Below are 16,150 nucleotides of genomic sequence, written 5' to 3' on the forward strand. Positions count from 1 at the left end.
AGTGCTTGCTACAAGACTTCCCTCCCCGGCGGCTCGGGATAACTGCCGAGCACCGGTCCCAACGCCTGCTCCAGCGGTGCAAGCCAACGCGCGTAGTGCCGCCAGTGATCCACCCCTTCCCGGTAGATGGGCCGACGCACCTGCTCCGAACTGGCCGTACGCACGGGCCGCTCGTTCTGGAAGAACCGCAGACACGATTCCTCGAACGGCAACCCGCAATGGTCGAGCAGACGCCGAACCTCTCCTTCGGTGTCCTCGACCATGTGTTCGTAGATAACGCGATGGATGCGCCCCGGCAGCACCTCGTCGAAATGCGTCATCAGCGCGACGTAGTCGCGGTAGTAGCGCCCCAGATCCTCCAGGCTGTAGCTGAAGCTCTGTCCGCGCGCAAAGTGCTGCTTGAAGCCGGAAAAGCAGCAGGCCACGGGATGCCTGCGCGCATCGATGATCCTGGCGTTCGGCAGCATCAGGTGGATCAGGCCGATGTGCATGAAATTGTTCGGCATCTTGTCGATGAACAGCGGTGCCGAGGTCTTGCGCTGGATGCGCGTGTGTTCGAGGTAACGTTCGCCCAACTCGTGCAAGGCGTTCGCATCGAGCGACGCCAGCGCCTCGTGGTACGGCATCTCGCTGGCGGCATCCGCCTGCTCGCGCAGGGTGCGCGTGATCGAGGTGACCTCGGGCAGCTCCATGGTGCCTTCCACCATGCTGTGGCTGGAGAGGATCTGCTCGATCAGCGTGGAGCCGGCGCGTGGCAGGCCGACGATGAAGATCGGATCGCGCGAGGCATTGCCGCAACCGGCACGCGCGTCGAAGAACTCGCGGGTATAGCGCTGGCGGATATGGTCGACGCGCGCGGTCGTTTCGTCGGCGCTGTAGTCGAGCTGTGCGCGGCGTAGCGCATTGCCTTGCGCGTAATGGGCGAACGACGGCTCGTACTCGCCTGCATCCTCCAACGCCTTGCCGATGGCGAATGCCAGATGCAGGCGATCGTCCTCTCCCAGATCGGCGCGGGCCAGTTGCCGGCGCATGATGGCCAGGTCGTCGTCGCTGAAGCGGAAGGTCTTGAGATTGGCCAGGCTCCACCAGATCTCGCCGAACGAAGGCTGCAGCTCCACGCCGCGACGGTAGGCATCGATGGCGCGCGCGGTGTGGCCGGCCGTCTTCAACGCATGGCCGTAACTCATCCATACGCTGGGATGACGCGGGTCGCGCGCCACCAGGTCGCCATAGATGCCGATGGCCGGCTCGTAGTCGCCGATGCGACACAGCACGGCCGCCTTGAGGTTGAGGTGCCCCAGGTTGTTCGGTTCGACCGCGAGCAGCTGGTTGATCTCCACCAGCGCGCGCTCCGGCTGGTTGCCCCGGTGCAGCATCAGCGCATAGTTCTGGCGCGCGGCATGAAAACTCGGTGCAAGCTCCAGGCAGCGCGCAAGCAGATGCTGCGCGTCTTCGAGACGTCCCAGGCGAGCCGCCACTTCCCCGAGCATGCGGATGGCGGCAACGTCGGTCGGCGCCTGCTTCAGATGCTCGCGCAGCAGCGCCTCGGCCTCGGGAATGCGGTTCTCGACCAGCGCCGTGGCCGCCGACAGCAAACGCGGATCACGCGTCGAACAGCGCACGTGCTGGGCGTAAGCCGCATCCGCCTGGGCGTGTTCGCCCGACGCCATCAGGACATCGCCCAGCGCTCGCCACGCCTGCGGCAGGTCGGGTTTCAACGCCACCGCCTTGCGCAGTGTCGTTATTGCTTCCTGCCCGCGTCCGCTGCGGCCAAGGGCAACACCCAGATCAAGATGCGCGAATGCCCAGTTCGGTTGCCTCAGCGCCAGCGCGTGGAGAATATCGACGGCGCCTTGCATGTCTTCCTGAGCGGCGTGCGCCGCGGCTAGCAGGCGCAAGGCCACGGGCTGGTTCTCGACCACCTTGAGGATTTCGGTGGCCTGTTCGGCAGCCATCGCCGGGTTGCTCTCCAGCAGGCGCGCGGCATGTGCCAGCGCCTGCTCCAGCGTGCCGCTCGCATCTCCCGCCGTCATCGCGCGCAGGCCCATCGCGGCATGCGGTGCATACGGTGGCGCGACATGAAGACGGCACTGGGCATAAGGCGGCACACGCTCCTCATAGGTCCTTGAGCAACCGGTAGTTGAACTCTAGCGATTGATAATACGAATTCACCAGAATGCGTTCGTCCTGTCCGTGCGATCGGTCATCATCCACGTCATACGGCAGGCCATTGAAGACATACGATGGCATGCCGGCCGCGCGCAGGAACACACTATCGGATGCGCCGGCCGACATCATCGGCGACACCGGAACCTCGCCCCACAAACCCTTCGCCACGCTTGCGATCTGCGCGAACAACACCGTGTTCACCGGACTGGGCGGACTCGGTTGGGGCGGGGCGACGCGGCGTATCTCGATGCCGGCGTCGGCCACGGCATTCGTGAGCATGGCGTCGACATGGTCCGGATCCTCGTCCGGCAGCAAGCGACAATTGATGGTGGCGCGCGCCATCTGCGGCAGCGCGTTCTCCGCATGTCCGCCTTGCAGCAGCGTGGGCACGCAAGTGCTGCGCAGCTGCGAGTTGTTATAGGTGGACGATGCGGCAAGCCGTGCCAGCGCGGCCGGATCGGATGGCTCCCTGCCCACGGCGCGCATGTCGGCTGCGGTCTTGCCCGTATAGAAGGCGGCCAGTCCGGCGTAATAGCCGCGCGTGGCCGAGTTGGTACGCAGCGGAAACTGCAACGACGAAAGGCGGTCCAGCCCTTTCGCCAACCGATAGATCGCATTGTCGGGCGTGGGCAGCGAGCTGTGCCCGCCCGCATTGTGCACGGTGAGCGTGTAGCTGAGAAAAACCTTTTCCGCCGTTTCCACCGAGAGCACAGCCGGCTTGCCGTTGCGGATTTCGGGGCCGCCGCCGTCGACATTGATCGAATAGGCGGAACGGATCAGATCCGGCCGATGCGCCAGTAACCATTGCACGCCGTTGGATACGCCATCCTCTTCGCCCGCGGTGAGCGCGAGAATGTAGTCGCCCTTGGGCTTGGTGCCTTCGCGATGCAGGCGCAGCAACGCAGTGACCAACCCTGCCCCGCCGCCCTTGATGTCCATGGTGCCGCGACCATAGAAGTAGCCGTCGCGCTCGGTGAGTGCGAAGGGATCGACATGCCAGTCCTCGCGCCGCGCCTCGACGACATCGAGATGTGCCAGCAGCAATACCGGTTCGCGCTCGCCACGACCGCGCAGTCGCACCACCAGATTGCGCCGCTTGGGATCATCACCCACCACCTGCACATCCGCCGGCGCAAAACCTTCGGCGATAAAACGTTTGGCGAGCCGGTCTGCCGCCACCGTCGTGCTGCCGTGCTCGGAGGTCGTATCGGTGGTGACCAGCTCGTTGAGCAGCTCACGTCCCAGGGTGTTCTGCGCATCGATGGCGGCATCACCCGCATGCAAGCCCGTAGCCAGCAAGGCGAGTGCCACAGCGAGCGTGACGGCCATCCCTCGATTCATGCTTGCTCCATCGCGAGGGCCAGCCCCTGGCCCACGCCGACACAAAGGCTGATCAACGCCCTGCGCTGCCGATGGCGGCGCAAGGCGAACGCAGCGGTCATGGCCAGCCGTGCGCCGCTGGCACCCAATGGATGGCCGAGCGCAATCGCACCACCGTTTGCGTTGACCTGCGCGGCATCGTCGGGCAAGCCCAGCGCACGCGTGCACGCCAGCACCTGGGCGGCGAAGGCTTCGTTGATCTCGATGCGATCGAAGTCCGCCAGGCCAAGACCGATACGCGAAAGCAGCTTGTGGATCGCCGGCACCGGACCCAGCCCCATTACGCGCGGTGCCACACCTGCCGACGCCATGCCGGTGATGCGTGCGAGCGGCTCAAGGCGGTACTTCTGCAGGGCTCGTTCGGACGCCAGCAACACAGCGGCGGCGCCATCATTGAGACCGGACGCATTGCCGGCCGTGATGCTCGTGCCTGTCCCGAGCAACGGCTTGAGCGCGGCGAGCTGTTCGTGGGTCGTACCGGGGCGCGGCTGTTCATCGGCATCGATAGCGATGATCTGCTTCCCCGTCGGCGCCTGGACGCCCGTGATTTCCTCGGCGAGCCAGCCTTGCTGCCGCGCATGTTCGGCGCGCTGCTGGCTGCGCAACGCATAGGCATCCTGGTCGGCGCGGTCGATGCCGTGTTCGCATGCGAGGTTCTCGGCCGTCTGCGCCATCGAATCCACGCCGTAGATTTCCTGCATGCGCGGATTGATCAGGCGCCAGCCCAGCGTGGTGTCTTCCAGCTTCTGGTCGCGTGCCAGGGCGCCATGCGCCTTGGCCATGACGTAAGGCGCACGCGACATGCTCTCCACGCCGCCGGCAATGACGGTGTCGGCCTCGCCGCACGCAATGGCCCGCGCGGCCTGCCCGATCGATTCCAGCCCCGACGCGCACAGGCGGTTGACCGTCACCGCGGGCACGCTCGCTGGAAGCCCGCTGAGCAATGAGGCCATGCGCGCCACGTTGCGGTTGTCTTCGCCCGACTGGTTGGCGCAACCCAGCATTACTTCGTCCAGCGCTGCCCAATCCATTCCCGGGTGGCGCGCCATCAAGGCCGCGATGGGCAACGCCGCCAGATCGTCGGCACGCACACCCGACAACGCACCGCCATGCCGGCCAAACGGCGTGCGCGTGGCGTCGACCAGGAAGGCGCTATTCATAGACCCTCGTCAGGGCCATGTGCGGCTGCCAGTTGCCGCGTTGGATGGCGTGTTCAATCGAACGCTGTGCGTCATGCAAGGCGGGCAGGATCAGTTTGACGGCGCGCGCGGGCGCATCGTCGGTATACGGCATGCCAACGTTGAGCGCGGCAACGACGCGCCCGTCGGCCGCGTGGATCGGCACGGCGATCGAATACAGGCCCACTTCCAGCTCGCGCGCGACGATCGAATAGCCTTGTTCGCGCACGCGTTTTATCTCGGCCTTGAGGGCCGTCATGGTGTGAAGCGTATGCGGCGTCAGCGCGCGGAATTTCTGCTCGCGCATCCACGCCGTGAGTTCGGTGTCGGACAAATCGGCCAACACCACGCGGCCCAGCGATGTCGCGAACGCGGGCAAACGCGCGCCGACGCCGAGCGCCACGCTCATCACGCGCCGCACCGGCACACGCAGCACATAGACGATGTCGCTGCCATCGAGCACCGCCAGTGAGCATGACTCGCCCACGCGCTCGGACAGCAACATCAGCGTCTCCTGCGCCAGTTCGGTCAGGTCCAGCGAAGACAGGTAGCTGTAGCCAAGCTCCAGCACGCGCGGCATGAGATAGAAGCTGCGGCCGCGACTGCCCACGTAGCCAAGATGCTGCAGCGTCAGCAACAGGCGACGCGCCACCGCGCGCGACAGACCAGCGCGTTCGGCCACCTGGGAAAGACTGGGATTGGACAGATCGTGGCTGAAGGCGCGCAACACTTGCAGGCCGCGGGCCAGCGATTGCACGTAGTCAGCAGTGTCCTCGAAGGGTTCCGATGCCATAGGCCGCAGGTGTCCGTTGACAGGGCGAGCCTAGAAGGATTCCAATGAGTTCGCAATACGAATTTATGTTCGATTATCGAACAAGCTGCATCCGGGGGGAGAGGCTTGGCAAGCGAACACGACAGCGTCCTGCACAGCTGGTGCGTGCAGTCACAATGGCAAGCGCCGACCGTGGTCGGCGGCAGCGGCGCGCACCTGCAACTCGCCGATGGACGGCGCATCCTCGACATGAGCAGCCTGGCCGAGTGCAGCAACCTGGGCCATCAGCATCCCGCCATCGTCCGGGCAATCCGCGAACAGGCCGAGCACCTGTGCTTCGTCACTTCGGCCTGGGGTGCGCAGCCGCGCGCCGAACTGGCCGAGGCCATCCTTGAGAAAGCAGGCTTCGACGGCGGACGCGTGTTCTTCACCCTGGCCGGCGCGGACGCCAACGAGAACGCCGTGAAATTCGCCCGCCAGGCGAGCGGCAAACCGCATGGCGCCATCGTCACGCGCGACCGCTCCTATCACGGCGCAAGCTATGCCTGCATGGCGCTGTCCGGCGACGCACGCACGCGGGCGCAAGCGGATCCCGCGTCGTTCGGCGTGCTGCACGTGCCGCCTCCGTATGCCTATCACGGTGCATTCGGCAGCCACGACGCAATGAGCTGCGGCGAGCGTGCAGTGGAAGCCGTGGCGACGGCCATCGACCATGAAGGCGCAGACAAGGTCGCCGCGGTGATGATGGAGCCCAACGCAGGTACCAACGGCATCGTCGCTCCCGACAACTACTGGCCCGGCCTGCGCGAAGCGACGCGTGCACGACACGTAGCCTTGATCGCCGATGAAGTGATGAGCGGCTTTGGCCGCTGCGGCGAATGGTTCGCCTGGCAGCGTTACGGCGACGCCGGCAAGCCGGACCTGATGACCCTGGCCAAGGGACTGACCGGCGCGCATCTGCCGCTGGGCGCAGTGGTGTTGTCGAAAGACATCGCCGCCCGCCTCGAACATCAGATGCTCTACACCGGGCTGACCTACTGCGGGCACCCGCTGTCATGCGCGGCAGGTCTTGCAGCACTGCGTGCGTACGAGCAGGAAAACCTGATCGAACGTTCGCGCACGCTCGGCAAGACCCTGTTCGCCGAATTGCAGGCCATGCAGTCGCGTCACAGCGTGATCGGCGACGTGCGCGGCGGGCACGGCCTGTTCGCGGTGATCGAACTGGTCGCCGATCGCGCCACACGCGAGCCGTTGTCGCCCTGGCCCAGGACGCCGGATGCCCTGAATGCGCTGGTCGATGCGGCGATGGCCGATGGTGTGTCGTTCGCCTGTCGCGGCAACCTGATCCTGCTGGCGCCGCCCCTGGTCATCGGCGAACAGGACCTGGCCGACGCGTTGATCCTGCTCGATCGCCTGCTGACGTTGTTCTTCCCTTCTGCTTCGTGAGGAAACATCCATGAGCTTCCGTCTCACGTACGCCACCATGTACAACCCGCCGGAAGCCATGCACGAGCGCTTCGAGGAGGCCATGGCACGCGTCGAGGCCGCCGGCGGCGCGCGCCACCCCTTGTTCATCGATGGCGCGGATCGCGACGCCGCGCAATACGTCGAGCGCCGCGCACCGTTCGACAGCCACTTGCGACTCGGCTACTTCGCACTGGCCGACGCGGGCGATGCCCATGCCGCCATGGAAGCGGCGCGCGCCGCTTACCCGGCGTGGAGAGCGACGTCCGTAAGCGAGCGTGCCCGCCTGGTTCGTCGCGTGGGCGAGATCATGGAGGCTCGCGTCTACGATATCGCCGCCGCGCTCACGCTCGAAGTGGGCAAGAACCGCATGGAAGCCCTGGGCGAAACGCAGGAAACAGTCGACTTCTTCCGTCACTACGCCGACGATTTCGAAAGCCATGCAGGTTACGTCAACGCGCTTCCCGATGATCCCATCGACGGCGCGGCATCGCATAACGCCAGCGTGATGCGGCCCTACGGCGTGTGGGTGGTGATCGCGCCGTTCAACTTTCCGCTTGCTCTTGCGGGCGGACCCACCGCTGCCGCGCTGGTGACCGGCAATACGGTGGTGCTCAAGGGCGCCACCGATACACCGTGGGCAGGCCGCCTGCTGGCCGACTGCATCCGCGACGCAGGACTGCCGCCCGGCGTTTTCAACTATCTCTCCGGCGCAGGACGCGATGTCGGCGAAGCGCTGGTGCGGCATCCGCATACCTCAGGCATCACCTTCACCGGTTCGGTGCCGGTGGGCCGGCAGTTGATGCAGCAGATGGGCAGCGGTGCCTATGCGCGCCCCTGCATCGCGGAGATGGGCGGGAAGAATCCGTGCATCGTCACCGAACACGCCGACCTCGACCGTGCCGCGGCCGGCATCGTGCGATCCGCCTATGGCATGGGCGGCCAGAAGTGCTCGGCGCTGTCGCGACTCTATGTGCACGAGCGTGTCGCCGATGCACTCATCGAACGCCTGCAGGCGCAGATCGCCGCGATTCGCGTCGGCGATCCGCGTCGCCGGGAGAACTGGCTTGGCCCCGTCGTCAACGCAACGGCGTACGCCAACTACCGGCAATACGCCGATGCCCTTCGCAGCAGTGGCGCGCGCGTGATCAGCGGCGGCGCGCAGTTGGGCAATCATGCAGCCGATCCGGCACTCGCCAACGGCTACTACGTCGAACCCCTGCTTGCCGAAGCACCGCTGTCGCATCCGCTGTGGCAACAGGAAATGTTCGTTCCCATCCTGATGCTGCACCGATACCGGGATCGCGACGATGCCATGCGGCTGGCCAACGATTCGCCCATGGGCCTCACCGCAGGATTCTTCGGCAGCGAATCCGAAGTGCCGTGGTTCCACGACAACATCGAAGCCGGCGTGACGTACGCCAACCGCCCGCAAGGCGCGACTACCGGCGCGTGGCCCGGCTACCAGCCGTTCGGCGGCTGGAAAGGTTCGGGCTCCACCGGCAAGGCCATCGCCTCGTTCTATTACCTCGCGCAATACCTGCGCGAGCAGTCGCGTACCGTGGTGGAGTGAGTCCATGCATCTGTCGCTTGCCGATGCGATCGAGAACTTCGTCGCCGATGGCGCCAGCATCGCGCTCGAAGGCTTCACCCATCTGATTCCATTTGCGGCGGGCCACGAGATCATCCGCCAGCGCCGGCGCGACCTGCACCTGATCCGCATGACGCCCGACCTGGTCTACGACCAGATGATAGGTATGGGCTGCGCGCGCAAGCTCACCTTTTCCTGGGGCGGCAATCCTGGCGTGGGCTCACTGCACCGCTTGCGTGACGCCGTGGAACGCCAGTGGCCCAATGCACTGGAACTGGACGAACACAGCCACGCGGGCATGGCCACCGCCTTCTGCGCCGGCGCATCGCGACTGCCATTCGGCGTGCTGCGCGGCTATGTGGGCACCGACCTTCCCGCGCGCAATCCGAACATCCGCCACGTCACCTGCCCGTTCACGGGCGAATCGCTGGCCGCCGTCCCCGCCATCAATCCCGACGTGACGATTCTGCACGCACAGCGCGCGGACCGCGAAGGCAATGTCGCCATCGACGGCATCATCGGCGCAGCGCGCGAAGCCGCACTGGCGGCGCAAACGCTGATCGTCACGGTGGAGGAGATCGTCGACGAACTGCCGCCGGCGATGAATGCCATCGTGTTGCCGTACTGGATCGTCAGCGCCGTGGTGCATTGCCCCGGTGGCGCGTATCCCTCCTATGCGCAAGGCCATTACACGCGCGACAACGCCTTCTACCAACATTGGGATGCGATTGCGCGCGAGCGGGACAGTTTCAAGGCATGGATGAACGCACACGTGATCGGCACACGCGATCACCGCACGTTCCTCGCCGGCCTGCAGCAGGCCGCCCCATGAGTGATTGCACCCGCGACGAATGGATGACCATAGCGGCATCGCGCTTGCTGAAGAACCACTCGGTCTGCTTCGTCGGCATCGGGCTACCAAGTGCGGCGTGCAACCTGGCACGGCTGACGCACGCCGCAGGAATCGTGCTGATCTACGAATCGGGCACCATCGGCACACGGCCCGATGTGCTGCCCTTGTCGATCGGCGACGGCGAACTGGCCGAGACCGCCGCCTGCGTCATATCGCTGCCGGAAGTCTTCAGCTACTACCTGCAGGCGGGGCGCGTGGACGTGGGTTTCCTCGGCGCCGCGCAGATCGATCGCCACGGCAACCTCAACAGCACGGTGATTGGGCCTTACGACGCGCCAACGACGCGCCTTCCCGGCGCCGGCGGCGCACCTGAAATCGCGCTGCATGTGAAGCAGGTGTTCGTGATGGCAAAGGCGACTCCGCGCAGCTTCGTCGAACATCTCGACTTTCGAACCAGCGCCGGCTACCTCGATGGCCATGGTGCGCGAGCACGCACCGGCTCCCTTGGCAGCGGACCTCGCGCGGTGATCACCGACGTCGGCATGCTCGCACCGCACCCCGAGACCGACGAATTGCAGCTCGTGGCGCTGTACGCCGATGCCAGCATCGACGAAGCGCGCGCCGCGATCGGCTGGCCACTGCGCGTTGCCGAGAGCCTCGACACAATCGCCCCACCCACCGCCTACGAACTCGACACCCTGCGCGCACTCAACTCACGCACCCGCGAGGCGCACGCGCGCCCTGTCCACATTCCGCTTCCACCCGAAGGATTGCCGTGACCATGACCGTGCCCAATCCCGCCCACATCAAGACCGCGCTGCCCGGCCCGAAGGCCGCCGCCATGATCGCCCGCGATGCCGAAGTGATCTCGCCCTCGTATCCGCGTGACTACCCGTTCGCGATGTCGCACGGTCGTGGCACGGAAGTGTGGGACGTCGACGGCAACCGCTTTCTCGATTTCGCCGCGGGCATCGCGGTATGCGCAACGGGCCATGCCCATCCGCGCGTCGTCGAAGCAGTGAAGTGCGCGGCGGACAAGTTCCTGCATATTTCCAGCGACTACTGGCACGCGCAGATGCTGGGGCTGGGCGAACGTCTCGCGCGCGTGGCGCCGATGCTGACGCTCGCCGGCGAACCGGCGATGAGCTTCCTTTGCCAGTCCGGCACCGAAGCGGTGGAAGGCGCACTGAAACTCGTGCGCTACGTGACGCGGCGACCGCGCTATATCGGCTTCCTCGGTGGCTTCCATGGCCGCACCATGGGCTCGCTCTCGTTTACGTCGAGCAAGTACACACAGCAGCTTGGCTTCGCGCCGACCATGCCTGGCGTGACGCACGTGCCGTACCCGAATCCGTATCGCCCGCTGTTCGCCGGTGCCGACCAGGGCAAGGCCGTGCTCGACTACATCCGCATGCTGTTCGAGCGCAGCGTGCCAGCTTCCGAAGTCGCCGCGTTCCTGGTCGAACCGATCCAGGGCGAAGGCGGCTACATCGTGCCGCCTGAGGGCTTTCTTGCCGGCCTGCGCGAACTCTGCGACGAGCACGGGATCCTGCTGATCTTCGACGAAGTGCAATCGGGCGTGGGCCGCACCGGCAAGATGTTCGCGTGCGAGCACACCGGCGTGGTGCCGGACATCATGACGCTGGCCAAGGGCCTGGGCTCGGGCCTGCCAATCGGCGCCGTGGTTGCGAAGAAATCATTGATGTCGCAATGGAAGCGCGGCGCGCACGGCAACACCTACGGCGGCAATCCGCTTGCCTGCGCGGCAGCCAATGCCACGCTTGACCTCGTCTCGGAAGGGCTTGCCGACAACGCGGCAGCGATGGGCGCCCACTTCATGGCGCGGCTGCATGAGCTGTCACGCGACTATCCCTGCATCGGCGAGCTGCGCGGCAGGGGCTTGATGATCGGCATGGAACTGGTGGAAGCCGATGCCGAGCGCACGCCGGCCCGCGCGTTGTGCGATGCCGTGGTCACGCGCGCGTTCCACAACGGACTGCTCCTGCTCTCCTGCGGCACCAGCACGGTGCGCTTCATGCCGCCGCTGAGCGTCAGCACCAGCGAGATCGACGAGGCCATGGTCCTGCTGCGCGCCAGTCTCGATCAGGCATTGGCAGGACATTGAGCCGATGACGCGCCGAGCGACCCTTGCACTCGCCCTGCTCGCCTGCGCTGGCGCGGCGCAGGCGGCGCGCGAGAGCGTGCTCAGGCAGGTGGACCTGCCGCACAACTATTACTGGCGCGAACTCTACGTGCCGCAACTCACCACGGGCCCGGACTTCGCCAGCTTCACGCCCGAGAGTGACGCGCTGATCTACAGCATGGGCGGTTCGCTCTGGCGGCAGCGCATCGACAGCGACACCGCCACGGAACTGACTCATGCACCGCGCTCCTACGACAACCAGCCGGACGTCGCGCGCGACGGGCGCAGCGCGGTATTCACCCGTTACGACGGCAACGCCGTCGAACTGTGGCAGCTCGACCTGACGACCGGGCGCGAACATGCACTGACCTCGGACGGCGCGGTGAATCTCGAACCGCGCCTGTCGCCGGATGCACGACACATCACCTGGGTGTCGACGCAGGGCACCGGCCACTTCAACCTGTTCATCGCCGACATCGATGCGAACGGCCTGCACCATGCGCGCCCTCTGCTCGGCGAGCGCAAGACGACGCTCGATCGCTACTACTATTCCGCGTTCGACCATGCCATCAATCCGTCCTGGTCGCCTGACGGCAAGACCATCTATTACGTCAGCAACCCGGAGATCGCATGGGGCACGGGCGACCTGTGGTCGGTGCCGGTGACCGACCCGAGCAAGCGCACCAAGGTGCTCAGCGAGGAAACCAGCTGGAACGCGCGGCCGGAACCCAATCCGGATGGCAGGCGCCTGCTCTACACCAGTTATCACGGCCGGCAGTGGCAACAACTCTGGTTGACCACGCCGGAAGGTGCCGCGCCGCTGCCGTTGACCTTCGGCGATTTCGATCGTCGCAATGCGCGCTGGTCGCCCGATGGGAAACGCATCGCCTATATCGACAATCAACCCAGCAGTGGCGATGTCGGCAATACGGCACTGCGCGTCGTCACCGCACTTGGCGGCGCAACGACCACCATCCAGCCGATCCATCGACACTACAAGACGCCCCGCACCCGCCTTGTGCTCGACATCGTCGACGAACACGGCGAACGCACGCCCGCACGCGTCGCCGTGATCGGCCCTGATGGCCGAGCCTACGCGCCAGACGATGCGTGGATGCATGCCGACGACGGCTTTGACCCAGCACTGCAATCGACCGAAACCCACTACTTCCATTGCGCGCCGCCCTGCGCCCTCGACGTGCCGGCCGGCTCGGTGAAACTCTGGGTGCAGCACGGCTTTGCCTACGCGCCATGGCGCAAGACCGTGGATGTCTCTGCCGGCCACGACGTGTCCTTGCGTGCCGCACTCGTGCCGCAACCGTTGCCGGCGGCGTTCGGCGATTGGATCAGTGCCGACCTGCATATCCATATGAACTACGGTGGGCACTACCGCAACACGCCAGCCAATCTCGCGCGGCAGGCGCGCGCCGAGGATCTCGATCTTGCCTACGACCTGGTGGTCAACAAGGAGGAGCGCATTCCCGATATCGCCGCCTTCCGCACCGACGCCGATCCGGCGAGCCTGCCTCGCAGCCTGGTGTTGCACGGCCAGGAATACCACACGAGTTTCTGGGGCCATCTTGGCCTGCTCAACCTTGGCGACCACTTCATCACGCCGGATTTCTCCGCGTACCGGCACACCGCGATGGCGAGCCCCTATCCGCACAATGGCGTGATCGCCGACCTTGCGCACGCGCAGGGTGGCCTGGTCGGCTACGTGCATCCGTTCGACACACTGCCTGATCCTGCGCACGACGCGGTGCTCAGCAACGAGCTGCCGGCGGATGTGATCAACGGCAAGGTGGATTACATCGAAGTGATCGGTTTCTCCGACCACAAGGCCACGGCTCAGGTCTGGTATCGACTGCTCAACCTTGGCTTCCACCTGCCTACCGGCGCGGGCACGGACGCGATGGCCAACTACGCCTCGCTGCGCGGACCGGTGGGTCTCAATCGTGTGTTTCTCGATACCGGCGGCAAACGCGACGCCGCAACGGCCATGGGGGCACTCAAGGCGGGTCGCAGCTTCGCCAGCAATGGTCCGCTGCTCGGCCTGCTGCTCGACGATGCCAAGCCCGGCGACACGATAACCACGGGCCGGCATCACTATCGCGTCGCCCTGCGTTCGCCGGTAGCCGTGGAGCACCTGGAACTCGTGCACAACGGCCAGGTGGTCAAAGTCTTCGAACTCGGCAGCAACCACCAGACCTTCGACGATGAAGGGGACATCGATCTCGACGGCGGCTGGCTGCTGCTTCGCGCGTGGAACGACGGCGCCGATCCACAGGTGCTGGACATCTATCCCTACGCCACGACCAACCCGGTGTGGCTGGGCGACCGTGGGCGCACGCCAAGCGCACATGACGATGCCGCCTGGTTCGCCGATTGGCTGACGCGAACCATCGAGGCGGCCACCGCCCGCGATGACTACAACACCGCCGAGGAAAAGCGCGCGACGCTCGACTACCTCAGCCAGGCACGCGAGGCCTATCGCGCCATGGCCGGCAACCAGACATCCAACGAACCCACGCGAAGCAGCCGATGAAACGAAGCACGCGCCTGCCCCTGATCCTGATGATGCTGTTGAGCGGGCCCGTCGCGGCCCATGCCGACGACAATCGTTTTACCACCGCCGACATCAATCGCATCGCCCATGTCGACGAGCCGGCACAGTCGCGCGACGGCAACTTCATCGTTTACACCGTGAGCACGGCCAACCTGGAGCGCGACGAGCCGCAGTCGGACCTGTGGCGCGTGCGCTTTGACGGCACGGGACGCGTGCAACTCACCCATACGCCGGACAGCAGTGAGAGCCGTCCGCAGTGGTCCGCCGATGGCAAGTTCATTGCCTTTCTTGCGGACCGCAAAGTCGACGGCGAAGTCAGCGACGACGATACCAAGACCCAGGTCTGGCTGATGCCGGCCGATGGCGGCGAAGCGCGCCGCATCACCGACATGCCCAGTGGCGTGGAGGATTTCGTGCTCTCGCCCGATGGCAGGCAACTCGCGGCGATCGCCTTCGACCCGGAATATCCGCCCGGCACCAAGAAGCCGAAGCATCCGCTGCCCGTGGTCACCGATCGCTTCCAGTTCAAGGACGACGACACGGGCTGGCTCGGCAACCGCCACAAGCATCTCTATATCGTGGACATCGCCAGCGGCAAGGCCACGCCGCTCACCTCGGGCGCCCACGACGAACAACTGCCGGCCTGGTCGCCCGACGGCAAGCTGATCGCCTATGTCACCAAGCGCGGCGCCGATCCTGATCGTCACCTCAATTACGACATCTACGTGATCGCGCCGCAGGCCGGCGCCAAGGAGCGGCAACTCACCACGTTCGCCGGCTCCGACCTCGACCCGTACTGGGAAACGCGTCCGGCATGGAGCCCCGACAGCACGCGCATCGCCTATCTGCAAAGCGGCGAGGACAAGTGGATCTACTACGCCCCGTGGCAGCTTGCGATCATCGACGTCGCCACCGGCAAGGCGACGCTGCCGGCGCCGATCGATCGCTGCTTCACCAAGCCACGCTGGTCGCCGGATGGGCGCAGTGTCTACGCGTTGATCGAACAAGCCGAAGTCACGCACCTGTCGCGCATCGACCTGCCGAGCGGCAAGATCACCGAACTGACGCACGGCGAACGCTTCGATGCGGACCTCGACGTATCACCCAACGGTCGCATCGTGGTATTGGGTGGCGACGATACGCATCCCGCGCGCCTGTCCGCCGTGGAACAGGACCACCTGCGCCCGCTGGAAGATCACAACGCCTGGCTCGATGGAAAACACCTGGCCACCACCGAAACGCTGCACCTGCAAAGCGCCGATGGCACGGCGCTGGACGCGTTGCTGGTCAAACCCGTGGGCTACGTCGCGGGCCGTCGTTACCCCACCATCGTGCGCGTGCACGGCGGCCCCGTGTACCAGTTCAGTCACGAATTCATGCCGGACTGGCAGGTCTACGCGGCGCAGGGCTACGCCGTGCTCGCCGTGAATCCGCGCGGCAGCTCGGGGCGCGGCTTCGATTTCGCCAAGGCCATCTATGCCGACTGGGGCAACAAGGACACCCAGGATGTACTCGCCGGCGTCGACCGCGCGGTAGCGCTGGGCATTGCCGATCCCAACCGCCTTGGCCTTGGCGGCTGGAGCTACGGCGCCATCCTCACCGACGAAATCATCGCGCGCGACACGCGTTTCAAGGCCGCCATCGCGGGCGCGGGCTCTGGCAACATGTATGGCATGTATGGCGACGATGAATACGCGCGCGAATACGAAATCGAACTCGGCACGCCCTGGGCCAACCGCGAGGCCTATGATCGCGCCAGTTATCCGTTCCTGCATGCGAACCAGATCAAGACGCCGACGATGTTCCAGTGCGGCGAGCGCGACTTCAACGTGCCCTGCATCGGCGCCGAGCAGATGTACCAGGCGCTACGCTCGCAAGGCATTCCCACCGTGCTGGTGATGTACCCCGGCCAGCATCACGGGCTGACCGTGCCGAGCTACCTGCGTGACCGGATGGAACGCAACCTCGCGTGGTACGACCGCTTCCTGAAATCGGGAGACGCCCATCCTTGAGCACGGCAACGTCAATGCGCTG

Annotated in this window: 11 protein-coding genes; 7 read left to right on the forward strand and 4 right to left on the reverse strand. The window is 65.6% G+C overall.

What is annotated here, in order from left to right:
- Positions 1 to 8: 8 nt before the first annotated feature.
- The 4 genes from ABIC75_RS02150 to ABIC75_RS02165 form a co-directional block, all read right to left on the reverse strand.
- Positions 9 to 2,033 (reverse strand): tetratricopeptide repeat-containing sulfotransferase family protein, encoded by a 2,025-nt coding sequence (locus ABIC75_RS02150; protein WP_354013048.1) that lies wholly within the window; start codon positions 2,031 to 2,033, stop codon positions 9 to 11.
- Between the two features lie 82 nt (positions 2,034 to 2,115).
- Complete coding sequence (locus ABIC75_RS02155; protein ID WP_354012221.1) at positions 2,116 to 3,510, reverse strand: M20/M25/M40 family metallo-hydrolase; 1,395 nt, start codon at positions 3,508 to 3,510, stop codon at positions 2,116 to 2,118.
- Positions 3,507 to 4,709: a 3-oxoadipyl-CoA thiolase gene (gene pcaF / locus ABIC75_RS02160; protein WP_354012222.1), complete on the reverse strand. Its 1,203-nt coding sequence runs from the start codon at positions 4,707 to 4,709 to the stop codon at positions 3,507 to 3,509. Before pcaF ends, ABIC75_RS02155 begins: the two co-directional genes overlap by 4 nt.
- Positions 4,702 to 5,520, reverse strand: coding sequence for an IclR family transcriptional regulator domain-containing protein (locus ABIC75_RS02165; protein WP_354012223.1), 819 nt, complete (start codon positions 5,518 to 5,520; stop codon positions 4,702 to 4,704). The genes pcaF and ABIC75_RS02165 overlap by 8 nt, the downstream gene beginning before the upstream one ends.
- Positions 5,521 to 5,625: 105 nt before the next feature.
- Between ABIC75_RS02165 and ABIC75_RS02170 the strand changes: the two genes are divergently transcribed.
- The 7 genes from ABIC75_RS02170 to ABIC75_RS02200 are packed head-to-tail and all read left to right on the forward strand — an operon-like array spanning position 5,626 to position 16,128.
- Positions 5,626 to 6,945: an aminotransferase family protein gene (locus ABIC75_RS02170; protein ID WP_354012224.1), complete on the forward strand. Its 1,320-nt coding sequence runs from the start codon at positions 5,626 to 5,628 to the stop codon at positions 6,943 to 6,945.
- Between the two features lie 10 nt (positions 6,946 to 6,955).
- The gene (locus ABIC75_RS02175) at positions 6,956 to 8,536 is read left to right on the forward strand and encodes an aldehyde dehydrogenase family protein (protein WP_354012225.1); all 1,581 of its coding nucleotides are present in this window, start codon (positions 6,956 to 6,958) and stop codon (positions 8,534 to 8,536) included.
- Between the two features lie 4 nt (positions 8,537 to 8,540).
- A complete protein-coding gene (locus ABIC75_RS02180) occupies positions 8,541 to 9,386 on the forward strand; it encodes a CoA transferase subunit A (protein WP_354012226.1) in 846 nt (281 codons plus the stop codon).
- Positions 9,383 to 10,186, forward strand: a complete 804-nt coding sequence (locus tag ABIC75_RS02185; protein WP_354012227.1) for a CoA-transferase subunit beta — start codon at positions 9,383 to 9,385, stop codon at positions 10,184 to 10,186. Before ABIC75_RS02180 ends, ABIC75_RS02185 begins: the two co-directional genes overlap by 4 nt.
- Before the next feature lie 2 nt (positions 10,187 to 10,188).
- On the forward strand, positions 10,189 to 11,532 hold the full coding sequence (locus ABIC75_RS02190) for an acetyl ornithine aminotransferase family protein (RefSeq protein ID WP_354012228.1): 1,344 nt from the start codon (positions 10,189 to 10,191) through the stop codon (positions 11,530 to 11,532).
- A gap of 4 nt (positions 11,533 to 11,536) precedes the next feature.
- Positions 11,537 to 14,095 (forward strand): CehA/McbA family metallohydrolase, encoded by a 2,559-nt coding sequence (locus ABIC75_RS02195; protein ID WP_354012229.1) that lies wholly within the window; start codon positions 11,537 to 11,539, stop codon positions 14,093 to 14,095.
- A complete protein-coding gene (locus ABIC75_RS02200) occupies positions 14,092 to 16,128 on the forward strand; it encodes a S9 family peptidase (protein WP_354012230.1) in 2,037 nt (678 codons plus the stop codon). Before ABIC75_RS02195 ends, ABIC75_RS02200 begins: the two co-directional genes overlap by 4 nt.
- The last annotated feature ends 22 nt before the right edge of the window (positions 16,129 to 16,150 follow it).

The organism is Dyella japonica, assembly GCF_040545895.1.
Taxonomy (GTDB): Bacteria; Pseudomonadota; Gammaproteobacteria; order Xanthomonadales; family Rhodanobacteraceae; genus Dyella; species Dyella japonica_D.